This window comes from Acidianus manzaensis, from assembly GCF_002116695.1.
In the GTDB taxonomy this organism is placed as follows: Archaea; Thermoproteota; Thermoprotei_A; order Sulfolobales; family Sulfolobaceae; genus Acidianus; species Acidianus manzaensis.
In genome coordinates this window covers 1,607,126-1,631,447 of the sequence record NZ_CP020477.1, presented here as the reverse complement: position 1 = coordinate 1,631,447, position 24,322 = coordinate 1,607,126, and the positions used below count along the sequence as shown (strand labels likewise).

The following is a 24,322-nucleotide window of genomic DNA, read 5'->3' as shown; positions in this document are numbered from 1 at the left end:
TAAAAATTAGTTGTGACAAATTCATACTCACAATATTACTTCCCATTATTTGCAAATCTAAGCAAAATGAATATTCTTATAGTAGGAGGAGGAAAAGTAGGAAGCAAAAGAGCAATAAAGTTTGCAGATTATGGAGCCAAAGTAACTGTAGTAAGCCTTGAGTTTGCACAAGAATTATTGGAAAATAATGGAATAGATAAAATTAAAATGGATGCTAATCAGATAAATGAGGAATTAATTTCTAGATTTAATATAGTAATAACAGCAACAAATGATCATGAAATAAATTCTAAAATTTGTGAAAAAGCGCAAAAGTTAGGTAAATTATGCAATAATCCAACAAATCCCTCTCAATCATCTTTTATTGTACCAATTTTTTATGCTGATGATAATATAGAAATTGCAATAACTACACTTGGCAAATCTAGTATTGCTTCAAAGTTTATCCTAGACAAGATCTTGAATTCTTTAAGTAAAGATCAAAATTATCTTTACTTACTGATAAAAACTATGGGTGATGTAAAAAATTTAATGAAAAATAAGATTCAAAATCCTAGTTTAAGATTTGAACTATATCATAAAATTTTTTATGATGTTAATTTTCAGAACTTTATTCAAAATAATAATTATGAATATGCAATAAAAAGAGCGGAGGAGATAATAAATGAGTATAACAAATGAAATAAATGAAAAATATTATGCAATCTTATATACGTATAAGACAGTTGGATTTAGTAATCTTTCATCACATTATTTAAGAGATAATGAAGTACAATTATTGCATAATATAGTATCTACCGAAATGGCAATAATTCAAACATGTAATAGAGTAGAATTGTATTTATATGTAGATGATTACAGTAAAGTCGAGACATTATTGCATTTTTTAGACAATATACATAAAAAAGAAATAAGTAAAGATGCAACAATACTAAAAGGATATGATGCAATTAAGCATTTATTTAAGGTAGCTTCTGGTCTAGATTCTTTATCAATAGGAGAATACGAGATTTTAGGTCAAGTAAAGTTATCACTAGATAACGCTAAAAAACTAGGAATTTCTGGCAAGTATATTAATACATTATTTGAAAGAGCTATAAAAATAGGAAGGAAAGTAAGAAAAGAAACTAATATTTCTAGGGGAAAAGTTGGATTATATTCTCTTGCTATAGACCTTGCTAAAACAAAAATAGATATATCAAATGCTAAAATTTTAGTTATAGGAGCTGGAAATATAGGAAGCAAAATTATATCCATGTTAAAATCTGAAAACATAAACAATATTACAATAATGAACAGAACAATTGAAAAAGCAAAAGAATTAGCAGAAAAATACGGATATTCGTATACTTCATTTGATTTATCAAAAATTAACGATTATGATGTCATATTTTCTGCTATATTTTATCCTTCAAAGATATCTACTAATAAGTTGGTCATAGATCTTTCATATCCTTCAGTATTCCAAGGAAATAATGTATATAGACTAGAGGATCTTCAATTCATCTCGTCTCAAAGTTTAGAAAAACGTTCAAAAGAAATTACTGATGCAGAAAAAATTATAGAAGAAAGTATAGACGAATTTATAATAGATTATGGAAATATTAAATATAATGAAATCGTATCAGATATAATGAATAAGATTGATGAGATACGAAAAGAAGAAATCCAAAGAGCATTAAAGGAAATAAATAGCAATGAAGATGATATTAACGAAATCTTAGATGCAATGACTAAATCAATGATAAAGAAAATTTTCTCCCCAATGCTTCTAAAAATCAAAGATTATATAAGAGAAGATGAGAAAAACTACATTAACTTGGTTCTCGAACTATTCAATTATGACAAACTTCCCAGTAACGAGACCAAGACGATTAAGAAAGAACAAATTAATAAGAGATCTAATAGCGGAAACTAGTTTAAGTGAGAAAAATTTAATTTTACCTATATTTATTAAAGATAATATAAATGATATTGAAGAAATTCCAAGTATGCCATCTGTATATCGTTATCCACCTAACGATAAACTAATAAAATACGTTGAAGAAAGTTATGATAATGGAATAAATTATGTAATTCTTTTCGGAATTCCAGCATATAAAAATGATATAGCTACTTCTGCATACGATAAAAATGGAGTTATACAAAGAGCTACTAAAATACTGAAAGAAACTTTCGATGATAGACTAATTGTAATAACTGATGAATGCACAGACGAATATACTTCTCATGGACATTGTGGTATTGTAGTACAAAACAATGGAGAAGCATATGTAGATAATGATGAAAGTTTAAAGATACATGCTAAAATAGCATTATCACAAGCAGAAGCAGGAGCTGATATAGTAGCTCCTTCAAGCATGATGGACGGAGTAGTAGGAGCTATTAGAAAAATACTTGATGAAAACGGATTCCAGAATACATTAATAATGTCATATAGTGCAAAATACGCATCTACATTCTATTCACCTTTTAGAGATGCTGCTTACTCTAAACCTGCTTTTGGAGATAGAAAATCATATCAAATGGATCCTAGAAATGCATATGAAGCATTAAAAGAAGTTAACTTAGACATAGAAGAAGGAGCAGATATTATTATGGTAAAACCTGCTCATACATATCTAGATATTATAAGATTAGTTAAAGATAACTTTCCTGATTACCCATTAGCTGCGTATCACGTAAGCGGAGAATATTCAATGATAAAAGCTGCAGCTATTAATGGATGGATAAATGAAAAGATAGCAGTATTAGAAATTTCTACTGCAATAAAGAGAGCTGGAGCGAATTTAATTATTACATACTATGCTAACGACATAGCAAAATGGTTAAAGGAGGGACTTCCATTTTGAGTGAAAATATCTGGAAAGATGCCCTAAAATACTTCGCTGGAGGAGTAAATAGCCCAGTAAGAGCAGCTGTAAAGCCTTCCCCATTCTATTCACTTTCTGGAAAAGGAGCTTACATATATACTGAAGATAATAAAAGATACATTGATTACGTACTTGGCTATGGACCATTAATATTAGGACATGAAAACGAATATGTAAAAAATAAAGTAATAGAGCAAATAGAAAAAGGATGGATTTTCGGAACACCATCTAAGAGTGAAGTAGAACTAGCCAAAAAGATTACATCTCACATGAATTCTGTAGAAAAGATAAGGTTTGTTAATAGCGGTACTGAAGCAACTATGAATGCAATAAGATTAGCTAGAGGCTTTACAAAAAGAGAAAAAATACTAAAATTTAATGGAAATTATCATGGTGCACATGATTACGCCTTAATAGACGCTGGAAGTGCTGCAACAGAATTCGGCGTTCCTGATTCTGAAGGTATACCAAAAGAAGTGTTAAATACTGTAGTAATATGTGAATATAATGATTTAAACTGTGTAGAAAAGAAATTAAAAACTGAAGAAATAGCAGGCGTTATAGTAGAGCCTGTAATGGGGAATATGGGTGTTGTACCACCAAATGAAAATTTTCTTAAAGGCCTAAGAGAGTTAACAAGAACTTATAATAGCTTGCTCATTTTTGACGAAGTTATTACTGGATTTAGATTATCACTTGCTGGAGCTCAAGGATATTATGGCGTATCAGCAGACATAACCACGTTAGGAAAGATTATTGGTGGAGGATTTCCAATAGGTGCTATTGGTGGAAAGAGAGAAATTATTGATATGTTTACTCCAAGTGGAAAAGTATTCAATGCAGGAACATTTAACGCTAATCCAGTTTCTATGACTGCTGGCTTGGCTACTATAGAAGTTTTAGAAAGAGAGAATGTAATAGAAAAAACAGTAAGTGTTGCTAAGAGTATAGCAGAAGAGTTAGATAATATTCCAGTACCTCATGTAATAAATAGAGTACAAAATATGTTCCAGATATTCTTCGGCGTAAGTAAAGTTACAAATGCTACTGAAGCTAAAAAAGCCAATAAAGATCAATATATTAAATTCCACATAAATATGCTAAATAATGGAGTATTCATACCGCCTAGTCAGTACGAATCAATTTTTACATCACTAGCTCATTATGATGATTATGTAATAAATGAGACAATAGATGCGATAAAGAAATCTAGAAGTGGAATTTAATGACTAAAATAAGAATAGCAGCTAGAGGTAGTAAATTAAGTTTAGCTCAAGTTAGTATAGTATCTAAATATTTAGAAAATAATGGATATGAAACTGAGTTCATAGAAGTAAAAACTAAGGCTGATCTATTCAACAATGAACCATTATATAAATTAGGTAAAGGCGTATTCGAAAAAGAAGTTAACGAATATGTACTAAAAGGACTCGCAGATATAGCAGTACACAGTATGAAAGATTTAACTACTATAATAGATCCTAATTTAGAAATTATAGCAGTGACTAAGAGAGATTCTCCATATGATGTTTTAGTATCTGATAAGAATATCTATGATTTAGATAAGGAAAGTATAATAGGAACAAGTAGTATAAGAAGACAGAATTTTATTAAATTTTTAAGAAATGATTTGATAGTAAAAGATTTAAGAGGAAATATAGATACAAGAATACAAAAATACAAAAAAGGAGAATATAATGGTATAATTATAGCTGAAGCATCAATACTTAGGCTAGGGTATACAATGACATACTTTAAGTTAGATCCTTTTAATTTTACTCCAGAAGCTAATCAAGGAATAATTGCTATTGTAGGTAAAAAATCAGATTTGGTAATGAAAAATATCCTTAATGGTATTAATGATAAAAATTCTCTAGATGAAGCAATAGCTGAAAGAAGTGCAATGCAAATTATAGGTGGTGGATGTCATTCACCATTTGGAGTCTTTTTTAAAAAACAAGATACTAATGAATTTCTAGGGATAGCAAGTTTTTCAGATTCAAAGAAAAAAATCACCATAAGTTTAGAAGGTAAAGGTAAACCAGAAGAGTTAGGAGCTAAGCTTGGAAAAATGCTTCTGATGGAGATGAAAAATGAAAATATTATTCCTTAGACCAGAAGGGAGTAAAATACCAATAATTCCAAATCACGAAGTTATTAATATACCATTATTTAAACCAGTCTGTATTGAATATGACAACAAAAAAATACAAGAATATCAAAGTATCGCATTTACAAGTATAAATGCTGTAAAATGTTTTAACGATTTTGATAAGATACAAAATAAAAAAGTATTTTCTATTGGAGAATCTACATTCAATGAACTAAAATCTAAAGGAATTATTTCAGAGTTTCCGGATAATTATGACAGTATAAATCTAGCTTATCTAATACTTCATGAAAAAGTTAAGTCAGTAGTAGCTATTCGTAGTAAAAAAGCTTCAAGAGATATGAGTAATATTTTATCCAAGGAGATAAATTACGACGAAATTTACGATTATGATTTAGTTTTAGATAAAGAAAATATCATCAAGGCAATAGAGTTACTTAATTGTAAGGTTGATATTGTAGTATTAAGCAGTTCAGAGATAGCTAAGACTGTAGCTGACTATCTTAAAAATGATTGCTATAAAATAATTAGTATAGGCCCTATGACTACTAAAACTTTAAGTCAAATAAGAAGTGATATTCATGTTTATCAAAGTAGAAAATATGATATAGATGGAATAGTAGAATTAATTAACGAGATTGCTAGAGTGTGATATGCAGTGTTAGATATAAGAGACATGTTAATTAAAATTCTTAAAAAGATTGATCCTAACTTTGATGAAAATTCTTTAGATATAAAATTTGTTCAAGAATATAAAAATAGATATGATACTTTTGGTCAATTTAAAGATGATAAGGGAATTTACGAATTTGCATTAAGCTTTGATAATAAGGGAAAAATATATAGACAACACATTAACATGATTCAAACAACGAAATTTAGGGATGAACTAGAGAAAAAAATGAGAGAATAAAAAGGTGGGCTTTTGAAAGTAATATTATCAGTAATAGATGGAGCCTCCTATCACTTAATTAATAATTTTTTATATAATCTACCTAATTTTTATAAAATTTCAAAAGAGGGAATTTATGGTTCTTTAGAAAGTTCTTATCCATCTATTACACCAGTAGCTCTTGCATCCCTATTTACTGGATTGCTACCAAAAAATAATGGAGTCACTGCGCCTAAAATGTATTTAAAAGGGAGAAAATTATACTCTCCATTACTAGCTTATACAAGTTATTCTTTAATTGCAGATCCTATTTGGACCATATTAGCAGAAAACAAATATAAGGTAATAGTAACCTCTGCTCCTCAAGCTTTACCTGATAGATGGAAACTAGATAACTTGATATTATTTGATCCCTACAGGTCAAAAATTAAAAAATTTAGTAGAGGATATGTTTTAACTGAAGGAGAAAATAACGTAGCAGGAAGTAAATGGATAGTAAAAAAGAACGATAATGCTTTCTATGTCTCTTTTCCTGGAACTAAAATCTCAGAAATAAAGCTTGAAACTGATCAGTGGAGTGATCAATTAGAATTTATTGCTAAAATAAAAGAAAAAGAAATTAAAGCTATTACATTTTTGCATGCTCGAAAAGATAATATTTATATTACACCCCCTCTTTTCTTAACTGATTGGAGTAATAGAAAAGATGTATTACAAAATGTTTGGGATAATATAGTCTTGAAATATGGAATGATATTAGATGGTGACTATAAATCTTTAAATTCTGGTATAATTACATTTGAAGAATATTTGAAAACTGCTGAGTTAGCATTTAATTTTTTTTATGAATATACAAAATATCTTTTAGCTAATTTTGAATGGGATTTTGCTATCACTTACCTGCCTATAGTAGATAATTTCCAACATTTATTATATGGAATTGATGACTCTAAATCATTAGATTATATTTTCAAAGCATATGAATACGCAGATAAATTTATTGAAATGAATCTGAATTATACTGATAATATATTTATTTGTTCAGATCATGGAATAAGTAAAGTTAAAAAAAGAATTTATATAAATAAAATTTTAGAGAGAATTAATGTATTAAAGATAAATAATAATAGAATAGATTGGAGGAAAACTAAGGCTTACTATGGTGGAGGAGGAATAATAAGGATAAATCTTAAAGATAGAGAAGAAAATGGAATTGTAAGAATAGAAGAATTTCCAAAATTAGTTAATTATATAGTAAGAAACTTAGAAAAAATAACTGATGGAGAAGAAAAAATATTCACTAGAATTTACCAAAAACAGAAACCTGCAGGAGATAGAGAAGGTGATATAGAAATAGGCATAGACGGATTTTATTCTATAAGTACCGATATAGAAAAAGAAAACGAAATAGAAGACGTAATACCATATAAAACAATAACAGCAGATCATGGTTATTATAGAAAAGACGACCTATATGGAATATTTTTTGCTTATGGCAAAAATATAATTAAAAATAGTAGAAAAATAAATTTAAAGATTGTTGACATAGTTCCAACTATATTAAAATTATTTGGAATATCTCCAAAGAAAACTGATGGAATACCATATCTGGAGATGATAAAAGATGAGTTACAAAATAGTAAGCAAAAGGCATAAAAGAATAAGAGCCCCAAAAGACTGTGAAAGAGGATTACCTTATACAGAAATAATTGTAAATGGAAAAAGAATAGATACTTGCGAAAATCTGAGTTCTATAATTTTTCAATCTAAAAAGTTTAGTTTAGCTATAAATTCTAATATTATCCATAAGAAAATTTTGCGAAATCAATATATATTGAATATGATACCTAGATTTCTTAATGTACCTTCAAAATATACTGAAAAGTCAGATATAATTATTGAAAAACTCAACATAGAAACATTAATATTAGGTTCAGGTATTGGAGGAATATCAGCGTTACAACACTGTAATTCTTGCATGATGATAACAGATAGTATAGATGATGAACTTTTTTATGATCCGTTAGCTGATACCTTTGTAATTAACCTTATAAAAGATATAATTAAACAGAAATCAGAAAAAATTATACTAGGTACTTTTATGGGAAAATTTGATGAGGGTCTGTTATTTAAGATAAATAACAAATACTATATTGTTTCATTTAATAATCTAATATTGGCTAATGGAAGCAGATATATTCCACCAATCTTTCCTAACAATGATTTACCTGGTATAGTTTCTAGAAATTTATTTTTGAGACATAGAAATTTATTTAAGAATATAATAGTTATAGGATCCACAGATTTAGCTATAAGAACGGCAGTAATAACAAACTCTACCTTACTTGTTAAATCAGGAACATCAAACTTTTCTAAAAAATGGATAGAAAAAGCAAGGGATAAAGGTATAGAAATTATAGAAGTAGATTCTATTAATGTAAAAAAATTCGGGAAGAAGCTAAAAATATATTATCTAGACCAAGAAAAAATAGTTGATGGTATAGTATTTTCTATAGTTAAACAACCTAGAATAGAAACTGTATCTAACTTAGGTTATGAGTATACTTTTTATCCTAATCTTAACATTTACATTCCAAAACACGATATTTATGGAAATATATCCGAGAACGTTAAAATAGTTGGTGGAGCAAGAGGAATTTATGATGAATTAACATCATATTTAAGTGGACAAATAATATTTGGCAAAGAGATAGATAAATTTACTGAAGAAATTAAGAATTCTTCTATATATAATTTCTATAATAGAAATAATTGGAAATTAATAGACTCGCCTTATCTTTTTGGCAATGGATATGTTTGCGAATGTGAGGATATTAAATTTAAAGAAATCATGCAGAAAATTAATAAAGGATATAAAGATGTAGAAAGTTTAAAAAGAGTTACTGGTATTTGTACTGGACTCTGCCAAGGAAAAATATGTAGCTATTTAACTGGAAGCGTTACAAAAAGCGATACATTAATAACTTTCAGATCACCTTTATATACATTATGGTGAATACAAATTATAATTATTGGAGCAGGATCTCATGGATTAAGTCTTGCATATCATCTTTTTAAAAAAGATATATCTAATATAACTATTATAGAACAAAAGAGAATAGGTTATGGATCTAGTGGAAGAAATGCAAGTAGATATAGATATCACTTCTATAGTAAAGACAATATAGAATTTGCAATAGAAGGAATTAAATATCTGTATAAAGAAGCAAAAGACCTAGAATATAACCCTCTACTTTATAGAACCGGCTACTTATGGCTTCTTGATGATAAATACGTAGAAACATTTAGAAAACTAGATTCTTTATGGGAAAAATACAATATTAAAGGAAAATTCATTAACTGTAATGAATTTGAATATCTAAAAAAAGACGGACTATGCTATTTTGCTCCTCAAGATGGAGCTTTTCATCATGATTATATAAATTATAGTTATTATGAAAAAATAAGAGACAAATATAATATAATTATTTCTAAAGCGTCAAAAATTCATGTAGAAAATAATAGAATTAAAGGAGTAATTCTTGAAGACGGAACAGAAATAAAAGACGATACAGTAGTTGTAACTGCAGGAGCATGGTCTGGCGAAATTTTTAAAACCATGAATATTAATTTACCCATATATCCAGATAAAAAGGAAATATATATAACAGAAGACATTAAATTTAAAATAAAACCACTAATAATAGACTTCAATGATAGAATTTACTTTTCCCAGACTTTAAAAGGAGAAATAATAGGTGGAGTAGAAGACGAAGCAGAAAAAACTCAATTCCAGCATTTTTCAATTTCTTTACAAAATACTATTCATTTTCTTAAATCAATTAGAAACTTAATAAAAGATATAGATGGAATTGGAATTATGAGAGGATGGAGTGGATATTATGAGATGACTCCTGATCATTCCCATGTAATGGGATATTCAAATTCATGGCCAGAAGGTCTCTATGTTGATGCCGGATATAGCGGGCATGGAATGATGTTTGCACCGTTTTCCGGACATATTATGGCAGACTTAATAGCTGACAATAGAAAAAGTAAATTTATTGATATTTTCTCACCAGAAAGATTTCAAAAGAAAAAATTAATAGATGAGAAAATGGTAATATAAAGTTTAAGGTAGAGTAATTGCCTTTCTTTTTAAATACTTTCTTACATATTCAGCTAGCTCCTTAGAATAGCCTTTTCTTCCACCATCGACTACTATTAATGATGCTGGAGATGAATCTATATAATAGATTGTATCATCAAAATCGCCATGATCACTAAATGCTACTACTTTAGTCTTTTTATCTAATTGCTTTACAGGTTCATTAAATTCCCATCCAGATAAAATAAAATTGGAAAACTTACTATCTCTATTCTTAGATTCGTTATAATGCTTAAATTCTATATACCACCCATCTTTAATTATTTGTTTAGCTTCCTCATCTTTAGTAGAAAAAACATCTTTTACATTTAGTCCATATTTAATTGCTATATCAGTTATTTCTTTTATCTTTCCATCAACAATAAACGGTGCATCAATACCATTTTTCCGTAATACCTTCATTGCTTCTTGAACTTTACCGTGATATGCATAAATTCGTACTGGACCACTAATTAATGAGTCATTAACATAGTCTGAAAATAAAGTTTCTATTTCATTCTTAAATCTTCTCTTAAAGATTGGCTTACCGTACGTAGAATCTATTATTAGAATATCAACATCTAATATTGGTGTTCCATTTCCCGGATTTTTAAAATCGCCTGTATATCCTACTTTTTCATTCTTATCATTGCTAATAACTACTTGCGATGCACCAAATATATGTTCTGCAGGAAAAAGTTCTACTTTTTCATTTTCAATTTTTAAAGGAATATTATAATTAATTCCTATTCTTTTTCTTTTCGGTATGTCGTAATCTAAAACTTCCAAAACATCTAATGTAGGTGGAGTAGCTATAATACCTATACAAGATTGAATGCTCTTCTTTAATTGTAATAAATGATCTGAATGAAAATGCGTTACTACTCTAAAATTTCTTTCTGCGTGACCATCAATAGTAAAGTTATCTCCTACAGTTATTGCACCACTTTTAAGTATATCAACAAACATAGAAACATTTTTCGTTGAAATTTTATAAAAACTTATGTTCCTTTATCTGTAGGATTTTCTTCGATCTTCTTTAGTTGATTCTTATACATTTCTAAAATCTCAGTATTTGTAGTAGCATCTTCTGGACTTTTATCTGGCCTCCATCTTATAAATCTTGGAAATCTCACTGATAATCCGCCTATAGCATATTGATCCTTACAGCATGTATGTAAAGGAGATATAGTTATCTCAGCTCCTATTATTTCCGCTACTAATGATGGAGTTAACCATACATCAGGTACCATACTTGAAACTACTCTAGGATGTGGTTCGTTTCTTCTTAGCTCTGCAATCTTCTTTTGTAATTCATCTAATTCTGCATCGCTAAAGCCAGAGGCCACTTTACACACGGTTTCGAATACATCTTTGTCAGGGTTGTATGCTCCCATTAAAAATGAGCTAAATTTTCCACCTTTTTTACCTTTACCATAAAATGCTCCTACTAATACTAAATCAACTGTATCTGCCATTTCGCTTTGGTAATCTCTCTTAAATTTTATCCATAACCAACCTCTAGATCCAGCTTGATATATAGAATCTGGAGCTAGAGATTTTACCATAACACCTTCTGCTCCATCAGAAATTGCTTGATAAAAGAATTCCTTTAGTTTATTTACATCGTCAGTAATTATATGATCTGCTATATGAACCTTATCATTGTCAGTTATTATCGATTCTAATTTTTTCCTTCTTTCTGGTAATGGCTTTACTGTATAATCTTCACCTTCATAATACATAATGTCAAATAGCATAACGTTTACTGGATAATCTTTAATTGCCTCATGAATATCGTTTTTTCTCTTTCTATGCATTAATTCTTGAAAAGGCCTCATCTCCCCTGTATCTGGATCAACTGGTATGATTTCTCCTTCTATTATAAACTCTGAACCATTTACAAATTTAGATACATATTCTGCTACATCTGGATACTGAGATGTGATATTTTCTAATCTTCTAGAAAAAATAAAGATCTTATCTCCATGTTTATGAATCTGACCTCTTTCTCCATCATACTTATAGTCTACTAATCCTGTTTTACCTACCTTATCTAAAATTTCCGCAGGATCTGAAAGTCTTTCAGCTAGCATTGGTCTAATTGGAATACCAGGCTCAGGTTTTATGTTCTTTATTTTTTCTATTCCTTCAAAAGCTAGAATTCTCGCTATATTACCTAAATCAGCTCTTAAATTGTATGCTCTTTCTACATAAGGTCTAAAATTCTGTCCTCCCGCAAAAGTAATAGATAATGCATCTAATACCGTAGCATCTCCTATTCCTACTCTAAGCCGTCCATCGATAAATCTTACAAGATATTTAGCTTCCAAAGGTGAAGCTTTCTTTAATAATCCAGCTAATAATCTTATCTTTATATCTCTACTTCTCTCTCCAGTAGACGTTGCTATTTTAGTTAAATCCTCATAAGCCTCTTCAACAGTTAGTGTAGTGCTTTTTTGTGCACCAAGAAAACTTAAAATATTAGAACCTTGTTGTCTCTGCTTAATTTCAAATGCTACCTCGCCAAGATCACCTATGTTTTTAAATAATTTATCTATTTCATCTTCATTAACTCCCGTAGCTATTGACAATGCCTTAATTAAGAATTTGTCTCCAATACCTAACTCTGGCATGCCTAAAAAGTCTGGCCATAACTTACCCTGAATAAGATAGACAACCTTATCTATAACATCCTTATCAGTATTTTTAAATAAATCAGATAAAAGAGAGGTTAACTGAATCCTAGATGATATTTTTTCCAATCTGTCAAAGTATTCTGCTATAACTTTAAACTCCATAAATAAAAGATTATATAGCAATATAATATATTTGATGATGAAAACCGGCAAGTCCGATAGATGAAGTCTCAGAGTTACTCTGACTAAATTCGAAGGATATTATTGAGCCATTTTGTATATTAGAGGACTAATAATAATATAAATATATGATTCTAGGAGATCGTGATTTAAAGTATTACCTCGAGAAAGGATGGATAAAAATAGAACCATTACAAAATGACACAATAAGAGAGAATGGAGTAGATTTAAGAATAGGAGGAGAAATTGCAAGATTCAAAAAAACTGATAAAATATTCGATTCTTCTAACATCAAAGAATTTTATGATGTAGAAAAAGGGGAAGAATTTTTGATAAAGCCTCAGGAGCACGTTCTTTTAACAACAGAAGAAATAGTAGCATTACCGCACGATATAATGGCCTTCGTAAATCTTAGGTCAAGTTTTGCTAGATTAGGTCTTTTCATCCCTCCAACTATTGTAGATGCAGGATTTGAAGGACAGATAACGATAGAAATAATTGGATCCGCATTCCCAATAAAGCTAAAAAGAGGAGATAGATTCCTACACCTAATTTTCGCAAAAACGTTAACTCCAGTAGAGAATCCATATCACGGAAAATATCAAGGTCAAAAAGGAGTAACATTACCTAGATTTATAACCCAGATATTTTCCACGATTTAGTATTAGTATCAAAGTAAATTATTCCTAAGGATCTCAATTTTTGGAATAGCTTATGCTCCTGTTTATTTAGGAATTTTTGAGCTTCTACATCATCGGATGTATGTATATCCGTTAATTTTTTTACAAAATTAGAGTAAAATTCTTGATCTACTGCTATCCTTTCTTTTTCTGTATATAATACTTTACCACCTTCTTTTTCAATCTTCTCGAAGAACAAATCAGGATTTTTTAATTTAATTTCGCTTTCATATATTACGCCTTGTTCCTTTAATATCTCCATTACAGTTTTCTTATGACCTTGTTGCTGTTGTGCATTTCCAAATTTTTTTGGCTTAACTTCAGTTTTGGCTTTTTCTAAATTCTCTTTTTGCATTTCAGTTAAACTATCTAGTTTTTCCGATAGTTCAGCAACTTTTCTCTTTAAATTATCTACTTCAGCAGTAAAAGGATTAACCATATCTTGAACTTTTCTTTCTATTTTTCTAACTATATCATCAGTATTAGCATTTGATACATTTGATTCCGGCAAAGAATTAGAAGATAGTAACTTAAATTTAACATATGAACTAAGCAATACATAACCTTCCTTTTTTGCCTCTTCTTCTAACTGCTTGTACTCATCATCAGTAAGTTTTATAATAATAGTTTTCATGTTTTCGAGTAAAAATTATAGATTTAGAAGATAAAAGTTTAATTAAAAAAGGCGGTCTTAATTTACCTTTTGCTTTTCTAAAATGGTATTAACGAAATTCTCTTCGTTTGGAACTCCTATAAATTCTACTGATTCGTTAACAGCTACTGCTGGTACTGACATAACTTGATACTTCTCTGCTATATCTTGATTCTCATATGCTTCTACAACCTCAGATATTATATCACACTTATTAGCTTTACACGCTTCATAGGCTACCATATGAGATAATAGTGCAGCATAAGGACAATAAGGACATGAAGGAGTAACAACTACTTCAACTTTTACTTTTCCATTAAGTTTTTCTTTTATTGCATTTAATGTTTCTTGGCTTAATCCACTTTCTCCTTGTGAAAGTCTTACTATTGTTTCAACTAATGCTCTGATTTCTTCTCCTACTGGAGCACCAGTCCATCTTATATACCCCTTTAAAAATGCTACTGTAGGTACTCTAGTTACTTGAAATTCTTCAAATTCTTTCGCATCTTTAGCTCTATCTACTATATGAACATTAAGTAAACTTTTGCCATCTTTGGTAGGTGCAGCATCGCTAACAAATAGTAAGAGCTTTTGCGTAAGATCACAATAATTGCATGATTTATCATTAGAATCAACAAATACGTAAACATCAACTGGATCTTTCATATCTTTTAATGCATCTTTTAATGCATCTTTTACTTCGTTAGTAAAAAGCTCTGCATATTCTTCTTCTGAGGACATATTAATCACTTAGTTATATTTTTTAACAGCCATAAAAAGCTATTCTAGTAATTCTGATTTTTTACATTTTATATCAGACGGTCTAATTACCTCTATCTCCTCTGAGCTAGGATATTTTTCTCTAAATATAATTCCTTCAAATCTTTTTATTCTAACTTTATTGTCTAGCCAACAATCTGGTAAAAGTCCAGCTTTTATACATGTCTCAGCTAAGAAAGTCTCTTCATCCCAACAATATTCCATAGGAACTTGAGGAAGAAGAAGACCACTATACAATAATCCTTTTTCTACTATTAAACCATCTCTTCCTACTTTAATCGCTTTAGGTAATTCCTTTCTATTTTCAATATTGATTTCTTCTGGCTTAGTTAAAATTGTTATTTCTATTAATATATTATTAATTTCTGATGGTGTTACTGGAGGAAATCTTGGATCAGAAAACGCTGCAGCGATAGCCGCGTTCCTTACTATATCTACTAATGGTGCTACAGCCTCAACATAACCTATACATCCTCTTAAAGAAGTAGTAGAACCATAATATGTCTCTAAAGTTACAAAAGCTAGACCCTTTTTATTCAGTTTTTCATCTTCAATTTGAACGTCCTCATTTTTGATCAATCCTAATTTCCTTTGTATTGCTCTTCTTGCTATCTGAATTAATATCTTCCCTTCCTCTCTGCTTAATTCTTGAATTGAAATTAAGCTCATCTTGTTCTTTCTTTGCCTCTGCCTTTATAAGTATCTCTGTTATTGTACGCCAATGTTTGCCTTTCCAATATTCTTTCCCACATTTAGTACATTTCCATTTATTATCTGAGATTTTCATTAAAATTCCGTTACATTCTGAACACCTTGAAACATTAATATCAGCAGTAAGATCTATACCATATTTAATTGATAATAATGCTAATATATCAATTATATCAGAATCAACTGGAACTAAAAAGCAGTCTAAGTTTTTCTTTTTAGCCCTAATGTATAAACCACGATCTCTAGTCAGAATTACTCTTTTATCATTATTAGCTATCTTCAATATTTTCCAGTCTTCTATATCATTGCTATAAAAGGTATCATATCCTAGTATTCTTAGCCAAATTGCCAACTTACCAAGCATAGCATCAACAATGAACTTAGTACGCTGCATTTTCTAACCAAGTATATTATAGACTGCAACTAGCATTAAAAACCAAGCTATAATCATTATCAACGATCCTTTGATAATTAAAACCCTCAACTTTGATACCTTAAATAACAAATAGACTATTATTAGACTTATCACATAACCAGAAATTATTGTTGTTAGAGCAATAAAAACTGAATTTGTGAATGCAGATATAGCTCCAGCTATTATACCTATTATTCCACGATACAATAGAATTTTATCTTCTATATTCACAATAGTTAATGCAATAAGATGGCTATAAAGTTGTCACGAAAAAACTCAATGAACTACTTTGATTTATTAGCTTGGGTTACAGAAAATAAATCATTAATAATAAATTGTAGAATAAATAATATATATTCTATTGGGGATTTAAACAATATATTTTTCTTTAAACTTAGATGCCTAAATGAAGATAAAAATCTTATTTTAGAACCAGGAGTTAGAATAAATTTTACAAAATATGAAGGACAAAAATCTATAAATCCTAAAATAAGAATATTAAGAGATTTAATAAGAGATTCATATATTACTAATATTGAAATCTTAGATGAAGAGAGAATACTGAAAATATATCTAAGTAATAATAAAAAAATTATTCTTGAACTACTGCCAAGAGGATCTCTAATTATACTAAATGAAGAGGACAAAATTATATTTTCCACTGAATATAAAACATTTAAAGATAGAGTAATTAAACCAGGAATAGCATATACGCTTCCCCCTAAGCCACAATTTGATTCAAAAAATCCCTTAAGATCTTTAGGAGTACCAAAAGAAATAATTGATAATTTACATCTAAATTCAGATAATATAGATGAATTAAAAAAGAACATAGAAGATTTGAAAGAAAAATTAAAGAAAGGGGAAATAGAACCATGTATACAAAAAGGAAAATTATTCATGCCATTTCATTTCGATAACTGTGAAAAGTTAAGTAGTTTTAATGCAGTAATAGATGAGTATTTTATAGATATAGAAAGAGAAAGAGTAACACAACAAAATAATGAAAAGTTAGAGGCTGAGAGGAAAAAACTAGAAAAGACAGTCCAAGAAATAAAAAATAGTATAGATAATTATGAACTACAAGCAGAACAGCTAAGAAATATAGGTAAAAAAATAATGGAAAATTATGTTCAAGTAGAGAATGCAATAAAAAATAAGCAAAAATCAATCAATATTGATGGAATTGAAATAGAGTTAGACCCTAAATTGACACCTACAAAAAATGCATCAATTTTCTTCGAAAAAGCAAAGGAGTATTCTAACAAAGCCAAGAAAGCAAAAGAAACATTAGATGAGTTCTCTAAAAAATTAGAGAACTTAAACAGCAAAATTAATCAAAGAACAGAAGCATCAAGATTCAGTTTGATAAAAAAATTCTGGTATGAAAAATATAGATGGAGTATCACAACTAATGGATTTCTTGTAATTTCGGGAAAAGATGCAGACCAAAATGAAAGTTTAGTTAGAAAAATGCTAGAAGACAAAGATATATTTTTACATGCTGATATTCAAGGAGCTTCAACTACTATAATAAAAAATCCAGTTAATATTCAAGACCAAGATATTTTTGATGCTGCGGTATTAGCAGCAAGCTATTCCAAAGCGTGGAAATTAGGCTTAGCAACAGTAGATGTTTTTTGGGTTTATGGGAATCAAGTCTCTAAATCGCCTCCTACTGGAGAATATCTACCAAAAGGCTCATTTATGATATATGGGAAGAAGAATTATATCAAAAACGTTCCTTTAATGCTTGCATTAGGTATTGAATATAGTGATGAAGGAATAAGAGTAATAGTAGGTTCAGAAAATTCAATATCAAATAAAGTAAAACAGTATATAATTATTTCGCCTGGAGATGAGCTAGAAAGGACTGCAGAAAGAATATCTAAAATTTTATCAGAGAATTTAGGTATTGAAGCTACAAAGGAATTAAAAAATGAGATATTATCCATATTACCTGGAAAATCTAAAATAATTAAGGTTGTAAAATTAGGTAACGATAAGCAATAATAACTCTTAAATCTAATAGTTTAATGTAATTATGCCATCATTAACATTAGCTGAAAAAGCATCTCTTGTTTCTCCTTCAGAATATATTATTTTGAAAACACTATTAGAATCAAGAGACAAATACGATTACATGTCTGAAGATATATTAAGAAGTAAACTTAATTTCATAGATTCAGAATTCACTATATCAATTACAAAATTATTGAATATGAAAGCTATATCTGAAGAGAGAATACAAGGTAAAAAAGCGTATAGAATAACATTTAGTGGACTTGATATTTTAGCCATAAAAATGTTATATGTAAATAAAATTCTTAAGAATCTAGGGTTGATAATAGGTGAAGGAAAAGAAAGTAACGTATATTATGGTTATGACTTTGATGATAACGTTATAGTAGTAAAATTTCATAGAGTAGGAAAATCTAGTTATAAAAATATCAGAAAACTAAGAGAATACACAGAAAAAAAGAGTTGGATATCTATCACCATGGATAATGCAAAAAAGGAATACCAGGCATTAAAATGCCTAAACGAAAATTATGCTCTTGTACCAAAATTATTTGGATACAGTTTTAATGCTATAGTAATGGAATATATTGAAGGAACAAGCTTAGCTAAATCAAAACTTTCTAACCCCAAAAAAGTACTTGATAACATACTAGGAACAGTAAGAATAGCATACACAAATTGCAAAATTGTTCATGGAGATCTAAGTCAATATAATGTAATAATAGATCAAAACGAAATACCATATATAATAGATTGGCCTCAATGGAAAAAAGAAGACCAAAATCTCCTAAATAGAGATTTAAATATAATATTAACGTTTTTTAAGAATAAATATAATGTTATAGAAGACATAGATGAAATATCAAAATTTGTAAAGGGAGAAATATGAAGATAATGGGTATAGATATCGAACCGAGAAGTAGCCCTTCGTCTACTTTACAGGCAAAATATGCTGTAGTTATTATTGATGAGAATGGAAACATAATTGAAAAATATGATGAGATATCTATACCTAGAATAATAAGATTAACATGGGAATATAATATTTCAATAATAGCTACAGATAATATCTATGAATTAGGTGAAACTGATAGAGAAATTATCAAATTAGTAAGTTTAATGCCAGATAATATAGAAATTACTCAAGTTACATATAATAATGGAGAATTTCTAGATATCAGAGAAGTAGCTAAAAAACTTGGAATTGAAGTTCAAGGTAAGCCAGGCCCCAGTAGAACCGCATATTTAGCTGCAATATTAGCACTAAAAGGTGCAGGAAGTAAAATAAAATTAATAGAAAATAAAACAAAAATTATAATTTCTAGAGGTAGACATATGGGACCTGGAGGTATGAGCGCTAATAGATATAAGAGACACATAAGAGGATTGATATTACGTGTATTTAAACAAGTAAAGGAAGAATTAGATAGACATAATTTTGATTACGATGTTATAGTTAAACGTAGTAAGTCAGGAATAGAGAATGCTACGTTTATAGTTTATGCGCCTAGAGAGAGCTTATACGGAATAGTCAAAAAAATGAGTGGACACGATATAAATCTTGAAATAAGACCAGTATTTAAAACTAAGATAGATTTCGAATCAAATAAGACTATAGAGAAGAAACCATTGATAGTGGGCATTGATCCAGGATTAGACGTAGGAATATCTATCCTTAATGTGCATGGAGCTCCAGAATTACTAGTTACAAAAAGAGGAATAGATAGAGATGAAGTAATATCAATAATTTCAGAAAAAGGATTACCAGTAATTATTGCTACAGACGTAAATCCGGTACCAGATGCTGTAAAAAAGATAGCTTCTCAGTTAAAAACTAAAATTTTTATTCCAGATAAATCTTTAAGTGTCGATGAAAAACAAGAATTAGTAAACGAATTCTCAAACAGATTTCAACTTAATATAACTGACCCACACATAAGAGATTCCCTTGCTGCAGCTCTTAAAGCATATAGAGAATTAGAGAAAAAATTAAGACAAGCATCGTCTATAATGCGCAAATTTGATCTAGACTTAGAAGAAAATGCAATATACAGATGCGTAATGGAAGGTATAACAATATCAGAATGCATAGAAAAAGAGATCGAGAAAAAAATTGATAAACAGAATATTACAGTTTCTAATACTAATAAACAGAATATTCCTGAATCGTTACAGAAAAATTATAATAGAATATACGAAGAAAATCTACAATTAAAACATGAAATTTTAAGACTAAAAAGGGATATAGCACAGCTAATAAACGAAAAATACAATTTAGAAAAAAGAATAGAAGAAATAAAAAATCAAACTAAACTTGAAGTAGAAAAAGATAGAACTATCTATAGACTTAAAACCGATCTAACTGAAAGAAATAAAACTATAATAAACTTAGAAAATTTGTTGAAAGAATATCAAAATAAAATTATATATTTAGAAAATATACTAAAGGAATTAGTTTCTGGAAATTTAAACGTAATAAAAAGTAATAGTTTAATAAAAATAGAGAATTATAAGGTTAAAGTATTAGATGAGGAAATAAATAGTAGCATATTCAAATATGTAGGAGAGAATTTTATTATAGACAACCCAGAGAATTTTATTAAAGATATAACTATTCTTGAAAAAGAAAAGGAAATACAGAAAAATATCTCAATTAATGACCTTAAAAATATTGTAGATGAATATAGAAAATCAAAACATAGATATTTTTCCGTCTAAAATCATTTCTGTAATCTTACTAAATGATTCTAGATATTCCTCTACAATACCATTAATCTGATTCTTTATTTCGTCTGTTATTTTACCATTTTCTGGAACTACTTCTACATTAACAACTAATGGGTCGTCAATAGGTCTACCTATTTGGCCTAATATCTCTACTTGGACATTCTTTATTTTACTCTCGTCTAAAATCTTCTTTGAAATAAGCATAGACATTATATTATATATCTTCCCTACATGATTTACTGGATTTTTACCAGCAGTTGCTTCAAGTGACATAGGTCTCATAGGAGTTATTAAACCTACACCTCTATTTCCTCTACCAGTCATTCCATCATCTCCATGTTCTGCTGATGTTCCAGTAACAGTCATATAAATAATACCTTGATCAATTTTATCTCCAGTATTTATATATACATTAGTATTATAATCTGGCGCAAGCTTATTAGCTAGATCTAATACTTTTTGCATTACTTCATCTTTTATAGATAAATAATGATCCATGTCTTCAATTAATTGGCTTATTGTAGACATTGCAATAGTTAGATAAATGTCCTTATCTTTTCTTAATCCCATAACTTTTATGTCTTCGCCTATTTCAGGTAATTGCGACTTTATATCCTTTGAGTTAAGGAATCTTTCTGTTTGATATACTAAATTCTCTAATATAGAGAAAGGAGCAAATCCCACACCAAAACTAGTATCATTAGATAAAGGAGTTGATTTCTTTCCCTTATCAAAAATGCCAACTAAGTCCGTAGAACCTTTACCTATCTTATAATCTACTATTACATGCTTCTCTGCATCTAAGTATCTGAAATTGTTCTTTATCCAATCCTTTACGCTTTCTACTATTATAGTCCCAGCAGGCACATTATCTATACCACTTTCAGTTCTTACTTCTGTTGTAGCTCTACCTGCAACTATAATATAAATCGGTTGAATTACTTCTCCTCCTTTAAATTCTGGCTGAGCTTGACCTCCTACTACTAGAGTTTTGTCTAAATTATGATGCAATATAGTACCATATTTTTTTAAGTAATATAAAGATAATTTCCTACTAGCTTCTTCTGAAGCAGAATCGGCAATATAATCTGGATGTCCAGTTCCTTTTCTTTCTACTAACTCTACTGGTAATGCATTCATATCTTGCGTTCTAGCTGGTTCAACAACTATATTTTTCATTGTGTTATCACTTTTGTACAGTATTTTAAACTTATTTTTCTTTACTCATAACACTTTCATAATCTATACTAATAAAGAGAACATTACTACCCCTTATTAGTACTCTGCCATACTTAGCTACTGGCTCAGTAGTATCTTCTCTTAACTCCGTACAGTCTCTAAGTACTAAATTCATAGTTCCATCAGTTTGTTCTAATTTTCCTATATATTCTGAACCATCTTTGAGTTTTACTAATACTATCTTATTAATAGCAGATTTAATGTTCTTTAAGGGATTTTCAACTTTAGCTTGCAAAATAATCTCCTCTTTTTAAGAGTTATTAAACTCATATAAAAGAATGACTAACATTAATTTAGGCAAAAGTCTTTTGAATACTATATTATGCTAAAGCTAAATAATCATGGATTTAGTGATTTCTGATCCTGAAGATATACTAAAGATTTCTTCCGCATTTTCATCTATGACTAGAATTAATATATTAAAAATTACATCATTAGAACCAAAAAGCATAACAGAACTAAGTAACGAATTAATGATGACAAAAGGTAATATAAGCTCGCAAGTATCAGAATTAGAGCATGCTGGACTAATAGAAATAAAATATGAGAACGGAGAAAAAGGAATTAAAAAAATAATTAAAAGCAAATATGATAAAATTATAATATTATTATCTTCAGATTCAACTAATAATAGCTTTCAAGAATCCAAGGAATAATGGAGAAGGCCTCAAAGGTCTACTTTTAAATTCTGGATGAGCTTGAGTTGCTACAAAGAATTTATGATTCTTCAATTCTATCATTTCAACTAAACCATTTTCGCTAACACCCGAAACTACTAATCCAGATTTTTGCAATTTGTCAACATAAGTAGGATTAACTTCATATCTATGTCTATGTCTCTCATACACTTCAGACTTATTATATAATGAATACGCTATTGTTCCATCTTTAAGAATTATCTTTTGTGCTCCTAACCTCATAGTCCCACCAACTTGTGTCATCCTTTTTTGATCATCTAATAATGTCACTACTGGATATGGAGTATTAGGATCCACTTCAGTAGTATTGGCATCTTTTAGTCCTAACACATTCCTAGCATACTCTACTATAGCAAGCTGTAAACCGTAGCATATGCCTAAATAAGGAACATTATTTTCTCTAGCGTATTGTATAGCTTTTATTTTACCTTCTACACCTCTTTTTCCAAACCCAGGTAGAACTATAATTCCATTTACTCCATAAAGTTTTTCATTCACACTAGAATTCTCTAAATCCGTAGACTCTATCCATATTAGTTCAGGCTTGATATCTAACATGGCTGCGGCATGATATATTGCTTCTTTTATACTAAGATAACTATCTTTCAATTTAGTATATTTTCCTACTAACGCTATCTTTACTGTTTTATTTCCATCATGAATAGACTTAACAAATTTTACCCAACTGTCTAAATTAGCCTTGCCATCGTATTTCATATTTAGCTTCTTAAGTAAATTTAGAGGTAGCCCTTGATTTTCTAGAATTAAAGGTACTTCGTAAGACGAGGATACATCATAGCTAGAGAATATATTTTCCGGCTTAACATTAGTAAACAATGCGATCTTCTTCTTTGTATCATCATCTAACGCAACTATGCTTCTGGCTATTATTATATCAGGCTGTATTCCTATTCTCCTCAGTTCTTGAACACTATGCTGTAATGGTTTAGTTTTTAATTCTCCAGTAACATGAAGATATTCCACTAGTGCAATATGAACAAATACTATATTACCTTCATCTTCCTCTAGTTTCATTTGCCTTACTGCTTCAAGAAATGGCAAACTCTCAATATCTCCTACTGTTCCCCCTATTTCAACAATTATAATATCAGCTTTATCTACATCTGCTACACGCCTTATCATATATTTTATCTCATCAGTAACATGAGGTATAATCTGAACAGTTTGACCCAGATATTTTCCTTCACGTTCCTTTCTAATTACCTCAAAATATACTTTACCAGCAGTTACATTATTATATTTTGACATATTAATATCTAAAAATCTTTCATAATGCCCTAAATCTAGATCAGTTTCTGCTCCATCATCAGTAACGAAAACTTCGCCATGCATATATGGATTCATAGTACCAGCATCAACATTTATATACGGATCGACTTTTACTACCGAGACTTTATATCCTCTAGCTTTCAACAACAAACCAATCGAAGCTGCTACAGTTCCTTTTCCTACACTTGACATTACTCCGCCTGTGACTATGATGAATTTTGTCACTACATAATCACAGTAGAATAGACTCGTAAAAGAAGTTTAAAA

At 29.3% G+C, this 24,322-nt stretch carries 25 protein-coding genes; 15 read left to right on the top strand and 10 right to left on the bottom strand.

From position 1 onward, the window contains the following. The first annotated feature begins 12 nt into the window (after positions 1-12). The 10 genes from B6F84_RS08085 to B6F84_RS08040 are packed head-to-tail and all read left to right on the top strand — an operon-like array spanning position 13 to position 10,004. Positions 13-681: a precorrin-2 dehydrogenase/sirohydrochlorin ferrochelatase family protein gene (locus tag B6F84_RS08085; RefSeq protein WP_236748924.1), complete on the top strand. Its 669-nt coding sequence runs from the start codon at positions 13-15 to the stop codon at positions 679-681. Continuing rightward, entirely contained in the window at positions 665-1,918 is a 1,254-nt protein-coding gene (locus B6F84_RS08080) for a glutamyl-tRNA reductase (protein WP_148691769.1), read from the top strand. The genes B6F84_RS08085 and B6F84_RS08080 overlap by 17 nt, the downstream gene beginning before the upstream one ends. Further along, positions 1,842-2,852 carry a porphobilinogen synthase gene (gene hemB, locus B6F84_RS08075; RefSeq protein ID WP_148692875.1) on the top strand — a complete coding sequence of 337 codons (1,011 nt, stop codon included), beginning with the start codon at positions 1,842-1,844 and terminating at the stop codon, positions 2,850-2,852. Before B6F84_RS08080 ends, hemB begins: the two co-directional genes overlap by 77 nt. Next, entirely contained in the window at positions 2,825-4,099 is a 1,275-nt protein-coding gene (hemL, locus tag B6F84_RS08070) for a glutamate-1-semialdehyde 2,1-aminomutase (protein WP_148691768.1), read from the top strand. Before hemB ends, hemL begins: the two co-directional genes overlap by 28 nt. Next, a complete protein-coding gene (gene hemC / locus B6F84_RS08065) occupies positions 4,099-4,986 on the top strand; it encodes a hydroxymethylbilane synthase (RefSeq protein ID WP_148691767.1) in 888 nt (295 codons plus the stop codon). Before hemL ends, hemC begins: the two co-directional genes overlap by 1 nt. Continuing rightward, positions 4,967-5,635: a uroporphyrinogen-III synthase gene (locus B6F84_RS08060; protein WP_148691766.1), complete on the top strand. Its 669-nt coding sequence runs from the start codon at positions 4,967-4,969 to the stop codon at positions 5,633-5,635. Before hemC ends, B6F84_RS08060 begins: the two co-directional genes overlap by 20 nt. 6 nt (positions 5,636-5,641) lie before the next feature. Beyond that, a complete protein-coding gene (locus tag B6F84_RS08055) occupies positions 5,642-5,896 on the top strand; it encodes a hypothetical protein (protein ID WP_148691765.1) in 255 nt (84 codons plus the stop codon). Positions 5,897-5,908: 12 nt separating this feature from the next. Further along, the gene (locus tag B6F84_RS08050) at positions 5,909-7,531 is read left to right on the top strand and encodes an alkaline phosphatase family protein (RefSeq protein WP_148691764.1); all 1,623 of its coding nucleotides are present in this window, start codon (positions 5,909-5,911) and stop codon (positions 7,529-7,531) included. Next, on the top strand, positions 7,500-8,891 hold the full coding sequence (locus B6F84_RS08045; protein WP_222703205.1) for a bacterioferritin-associated ferredoxin: 1,392 nt from the start codon (positions 7,500-7,502) through the stop codon (positions 8,889-8,891). Before B6F84_RS08050 ends, B6F84_RS08045 begins: the two co-directional genes overlap by 32 nt. Before the next feature lie 6 nt (positions 8,892-8,897). Continuing rightward, a complete protein-coding gene (locus B6F84_RS08040) occupies positions 8,898-10,004 on the top strand; it encodes an NAD(P)/FAD-dependent oxidoreductase (protein WP_148691763.1) in 1,107 nt (368 codons plus the stop codon). A gap of 3 nt (positions 10,005-10,007) precedes the next feature. On the opposite strand, the gene B6F84_RS08035 is transcribed toward B6F84_RS08040, so the two are convergent. Together B6F84_RS08035 and B6F84_RS08030 are read right to left on the bottom strand one after the other, a co-directional pair. After that, positions 10,008-10,991, bottom strand: coding sequence for an MBL fold metallo-hydrolase (locus B6F84_RS08035; protein ID WP_148691762.1), 984 nt, complete (start codon positions 10,989-10,991; stop codon positions 10,008-10,010). 32 nt (positions 10,992-11,023) lie between these two features. Then, positions 11,024-12,823 (bottom strand): ATP-dependent DNA ligase, encoded by a 1,800-nt coding sequence (locus B6F84_RS08030; protein ID WP_148691761.1) that lies wholly within the window; start codon positions 12,821-12,823, stop codon positions 11,024-11,026. A gap of 146 nt (positions 12,824-12,969) precedes the next feature. Here B6F84_RS08030 and dcd point away from each other — a divergent pair, with 146 nt between their 5' ends. Next, complete coding sequence (gene dcd / locus B6F84_RS08025) at positions 12,970-13,503, top strand: dCTP deaminase (RefSeq protein ID WP_148691760.1); 534 nt, start codon at positions 12,970-12,972, stop codon at positions 13,501-13,503. Here the strand turns inward: dcd and B6F84_RS08020 are convergent. The 5 genes from B6F84_RS08020 to B6F84_RS08000 are packed head-to-tail and all read right to left on the bottom strand — an operon-like array spanning position 13,475 to position 16,310. Beyond that, a complete protein-coding gene (locus B6F84_RS08020; RefSeq protein WP_148691759.1) occupies positions 13,475-14,155 on the bottom strand; it encodes a CopG family transcriptional regulator in 681 nt (226 codons plus the stop codon). The genes dcd and B6F84_RS08020 overlap by 29 nt on opposite strands. A gap of 57 nt (positions 14,156-14,212) precedes the next feature. After that, positions 14,213-14,914, bottom strand: coding sequence for a protein disulfide oxidoreductase (gene pdo / locus B6F84_RS08015; protein ID WP_148691758.1), 702 nt, complete (start codon positions 14,912-14,914; stop codon positions 14,213-14,215). Between the two features lie 39 nt (positions 14,915-14,953). Continuing rightward, the gene (locus B6F84_RS08010) at positions 14,954-15,622 is read right to left on the bottom strand and encodes a TIGR00296 family protein (protein ID WP_148691757.1); all 669 of its coding nucleotides are present in this window, start codon (positions 15,620-15,622) and stop codon (positions 14,954-14,956) included. Continuing rightward, positions 15,519-16,058, bottom strand: coding sequence for a Mut7-C RNAse domain-containing protein (locus tag B6F84_RS08005; protein WP_148691756.1), 540 nt, complete (start codon positions 16,056-16,058; stop codon positions 15,519-15,521). The genes B6F84_RS08010 and B6F84_RS08005 overlap by 104 nt, the downstream gene beginning before the upstream one ends. A 3-nt stretch (positions 16,059-16,061) precedes the next feature. Next, complete coding sequence (locus tag B6F84_RS08000; RefSeq protein ID WP_148691755.1) at positions 16,062-16,310, bottom strand: hypothetical protein; 249 nt, start codon at positions 16,308-16,310, stop codon at positions 16,062-16,064. 48 nt (positions 16,311-16,358) lie between these two features. Here B6F84_RS08000 and B6F84_RS07995 point away from each other — a divergent pair, with 48 nt between their 5' ends. Genes B6F84_RS07995 through B6F84_RS07985 form a run of 3 tightly spaced genes read left to right on the top strand, consistent with a single transcriptional unit; the run spans position 16,359 to position 20,819 of the window. Further along, a complete protein-coding gene (locus B6F84_RS07995) occupies positions 16,359-18,092 on the top strand; it encodes an Rqc2 family fibronectin-binding protein (protein ID WP_148691754.1) in 1,734 nt (577 codons plus the stop codon). A gap of 31 nt (positions 18,093-18,123) precedes the next feature. Further along, on the top strand, positions 18,124-18,990 hold the full coding sequence (locus tag B6F84_RS07990) for an RIO1 family regulatory kinase/ATPase domain-containing protein (RefSeq protein ID WP_148691753.1): 867 nt from the start codon (positions 18,124-18,126) through the stop codon (positions 18,988-18,990). Then, positions 18,987-20,819, top strand: coding sequence for a DUF460 domain-containing protein (locus B6F84_RS07985; RefSeq protein WP_148691752.1), 1,833 nt, complete (start codon positions 18,987-18,989; stop codon positions 20,817-20,819). The genes B6F84_RS07990 and B6F84_RS07985 overlap by 4 nt, the downstream gene beginning before the upstream one ends. On the opposite strand, the gene B6F84_RS07980 is transcribed toward B6F84_RS07985, so the two are convergent. Both B6F84_RS07980 and B6F84_RS07975 read right to left on the bottom strand, forming a co-directional pair. Continuing rightward, the gene (locus B6F84_RS07980) at positions 20,793-22,007 is read right to left on the bottom strand and encodes a methionine adenosyltransferase (RefSeq protein WP_148691751.1); all 1,215 of its coding nucleotides are present in this window, start codon (positions 22,005-22,007) and stop codon (positions 20,793-20,795) included. The two genes, B6F84_RS07985 and B6F84_RS07980, sit on opposite strands and share 27 nt — an antisense overlap. Before the next feature lie 31 nt (positions 22,008-22,038). Next, a complete protein-coding gene (locus tag B6F84_RS07975; protein WP_148691750.1) occupies positions 22,039-22,302 on the bottom strand; it encodes a U6 snRNA-associated Sm-like protein LSm6 in 264 nt (87 codons plus the stop codon). Positions 22,303-22,408: 106 nt separating this feature from the next. Here B6F84_RS07975 and B6F84_RS07970 point away from each other — a divergent pair, with 106 nt between their 5' ends. Beyond that, the gene (locus B6F84_RS07970) at positions 22,409-22,723 is read left to right on the top strand and encodes an ArsR/SmtB family transcription factor (RefSeq protein ID WP_148691749.1); all 315 of its coding nucleotides are present in this window, start codon (positions 22,409-22,411) and stop codon (positions 22,721-22,723) included. Here the strand turns inward: B6F84_RS07970 and B6F84_RS07965 are convergent. After that, positions 22,688-24,280, bottom strand: a complete 1,593-nt coding sequence (locus B6F84_RS07965; RefSeq protein WP_148691748.1) for a CTP synthase — start codon at positions 24,278-24,280, stop codon at positions 22,688-22,690. The genes B6F84_RS07970 and B6F84_RS07965 overlap by 36 nt on opposite strands. Positions 24,281-24,322 lie beyond the last annotated feature (42 nt).

Coding starts and splice junctions, on each gene's coding strand:
- B6F84_RS08045 (WP_222703205.1), top strand. CDS start 7,500: ATGAGTTACAAAATAGTAAGCAAAAGGCATAAAAGAATAAGAGCCCCA.
- B6F84_RS08030 (WP_148691761.1), bottom strand. CDS start 12,823: ATGGAGTTTAAAGTTATAGCAGAATACTTTGACAGATTGGAAAAAATA.
- dcd (WP_148691760.1), top strand. CDS start 12,970: ATGATTCTAGGAGATCGTGATTTAAAGTATTACCTCGAGAAAGGATGG.
- B6F84_RS07970 (WP_148691749.1), top strand. CDS start 22,409: ATGGATTTAGTGATTTCTGATCCTGAAGATATACTAAAGATTTCTTCC.
- B6F84_RS07985 (WP_148691752.1), top strand. CDS start 18,987: ATGAAGATAATGGGTATAGATATCGAACCGAGAAGTAGCCCTTCGTCT.
- B6F84_RS07980 (WP_148691751.1), bottom strand. CDS start 22,007: ATGAAAAATATAGTTGTTGAACCAGCTAGAACGCAAGATATGAATGCA.
- hemL (WP_148691768.1), top strand. CDS start 2,825: ATGGTTAAAGGAGGGACTTCCATTTTGAGTGAAAATATCTGGAAAGAT.
- B6F84_RS08080 (WP_148691769.1), top strand. CDS start 665: ATGAGTATAACAAATGAAATAAATGAAAAATATTATGCAATCTTATAT.
- B6F84_RS08010 (WP_148691757.1), bottom strand. CDS start 15,622: ATGAGCTTAATTTCAATTCAAGAATTAAGCAGAGAGGAAGGGAAGATA.
- hemB (WP_148692875.1), top strand. CDS start 1,842: ATGACAAACTTCCCAGTAACGAGACCAAGACGATTAAGAAAGAACAAA.
- hemC (WP_148691767.1), top strand. CDS start 4,099: ATGACTAAAATAAGAATAGCAGCTAGAGGTAGTAAATTAAGTTTAGCT.
- B6F84_RS07990 (WP_148691753.1), top strand. CDS start 18,124: ATGCCATCATTAACATTAGCTGAAAAAGCATCTCTTGTTTCTCCTTCA.
- B6F84_RS07995 (WP_148691754.1), top strand. CDS start 16,359: ATGAACTACTTTGATTTATTAGCTTGGGTTACAGAAAATAAATCATTA.
- pdo (WP_148691758.1), bottom strand. CDS start 14,914: ATGTCCTCAGAAGAAGAATATGCAGAGCTTTTTACTAACGAAGTAAAA.
- B6F84_RS08035 (WP_148691762.1), bottom strand. CDS start 10,991: ATGTTTGTTGATATACTTAAAAGTGGTGCAATAACTGTAGGAGATAAC.
- B6F84_RS08060 (WP_148691766.1), top strand. CDS start 4,967: ATGAAAATATTATTCCTTAGACCAGAAGGGAGTAAAATACCAATAATT.
- B6F84_RS08020 (WP_148691759.1), bottom strand. CDS start 14,155: ATGAAAACTATTATTATAAAACTTACTGATGATGAGTACAAGCAGTTA.
- B6F84_RS08005 (WP_148691756.1), bottom strand. CDS start 16,058: ATGCAGCGTACTAAGTTCATTGTTGATGCTATGCTTGGTAAGTTGGCA.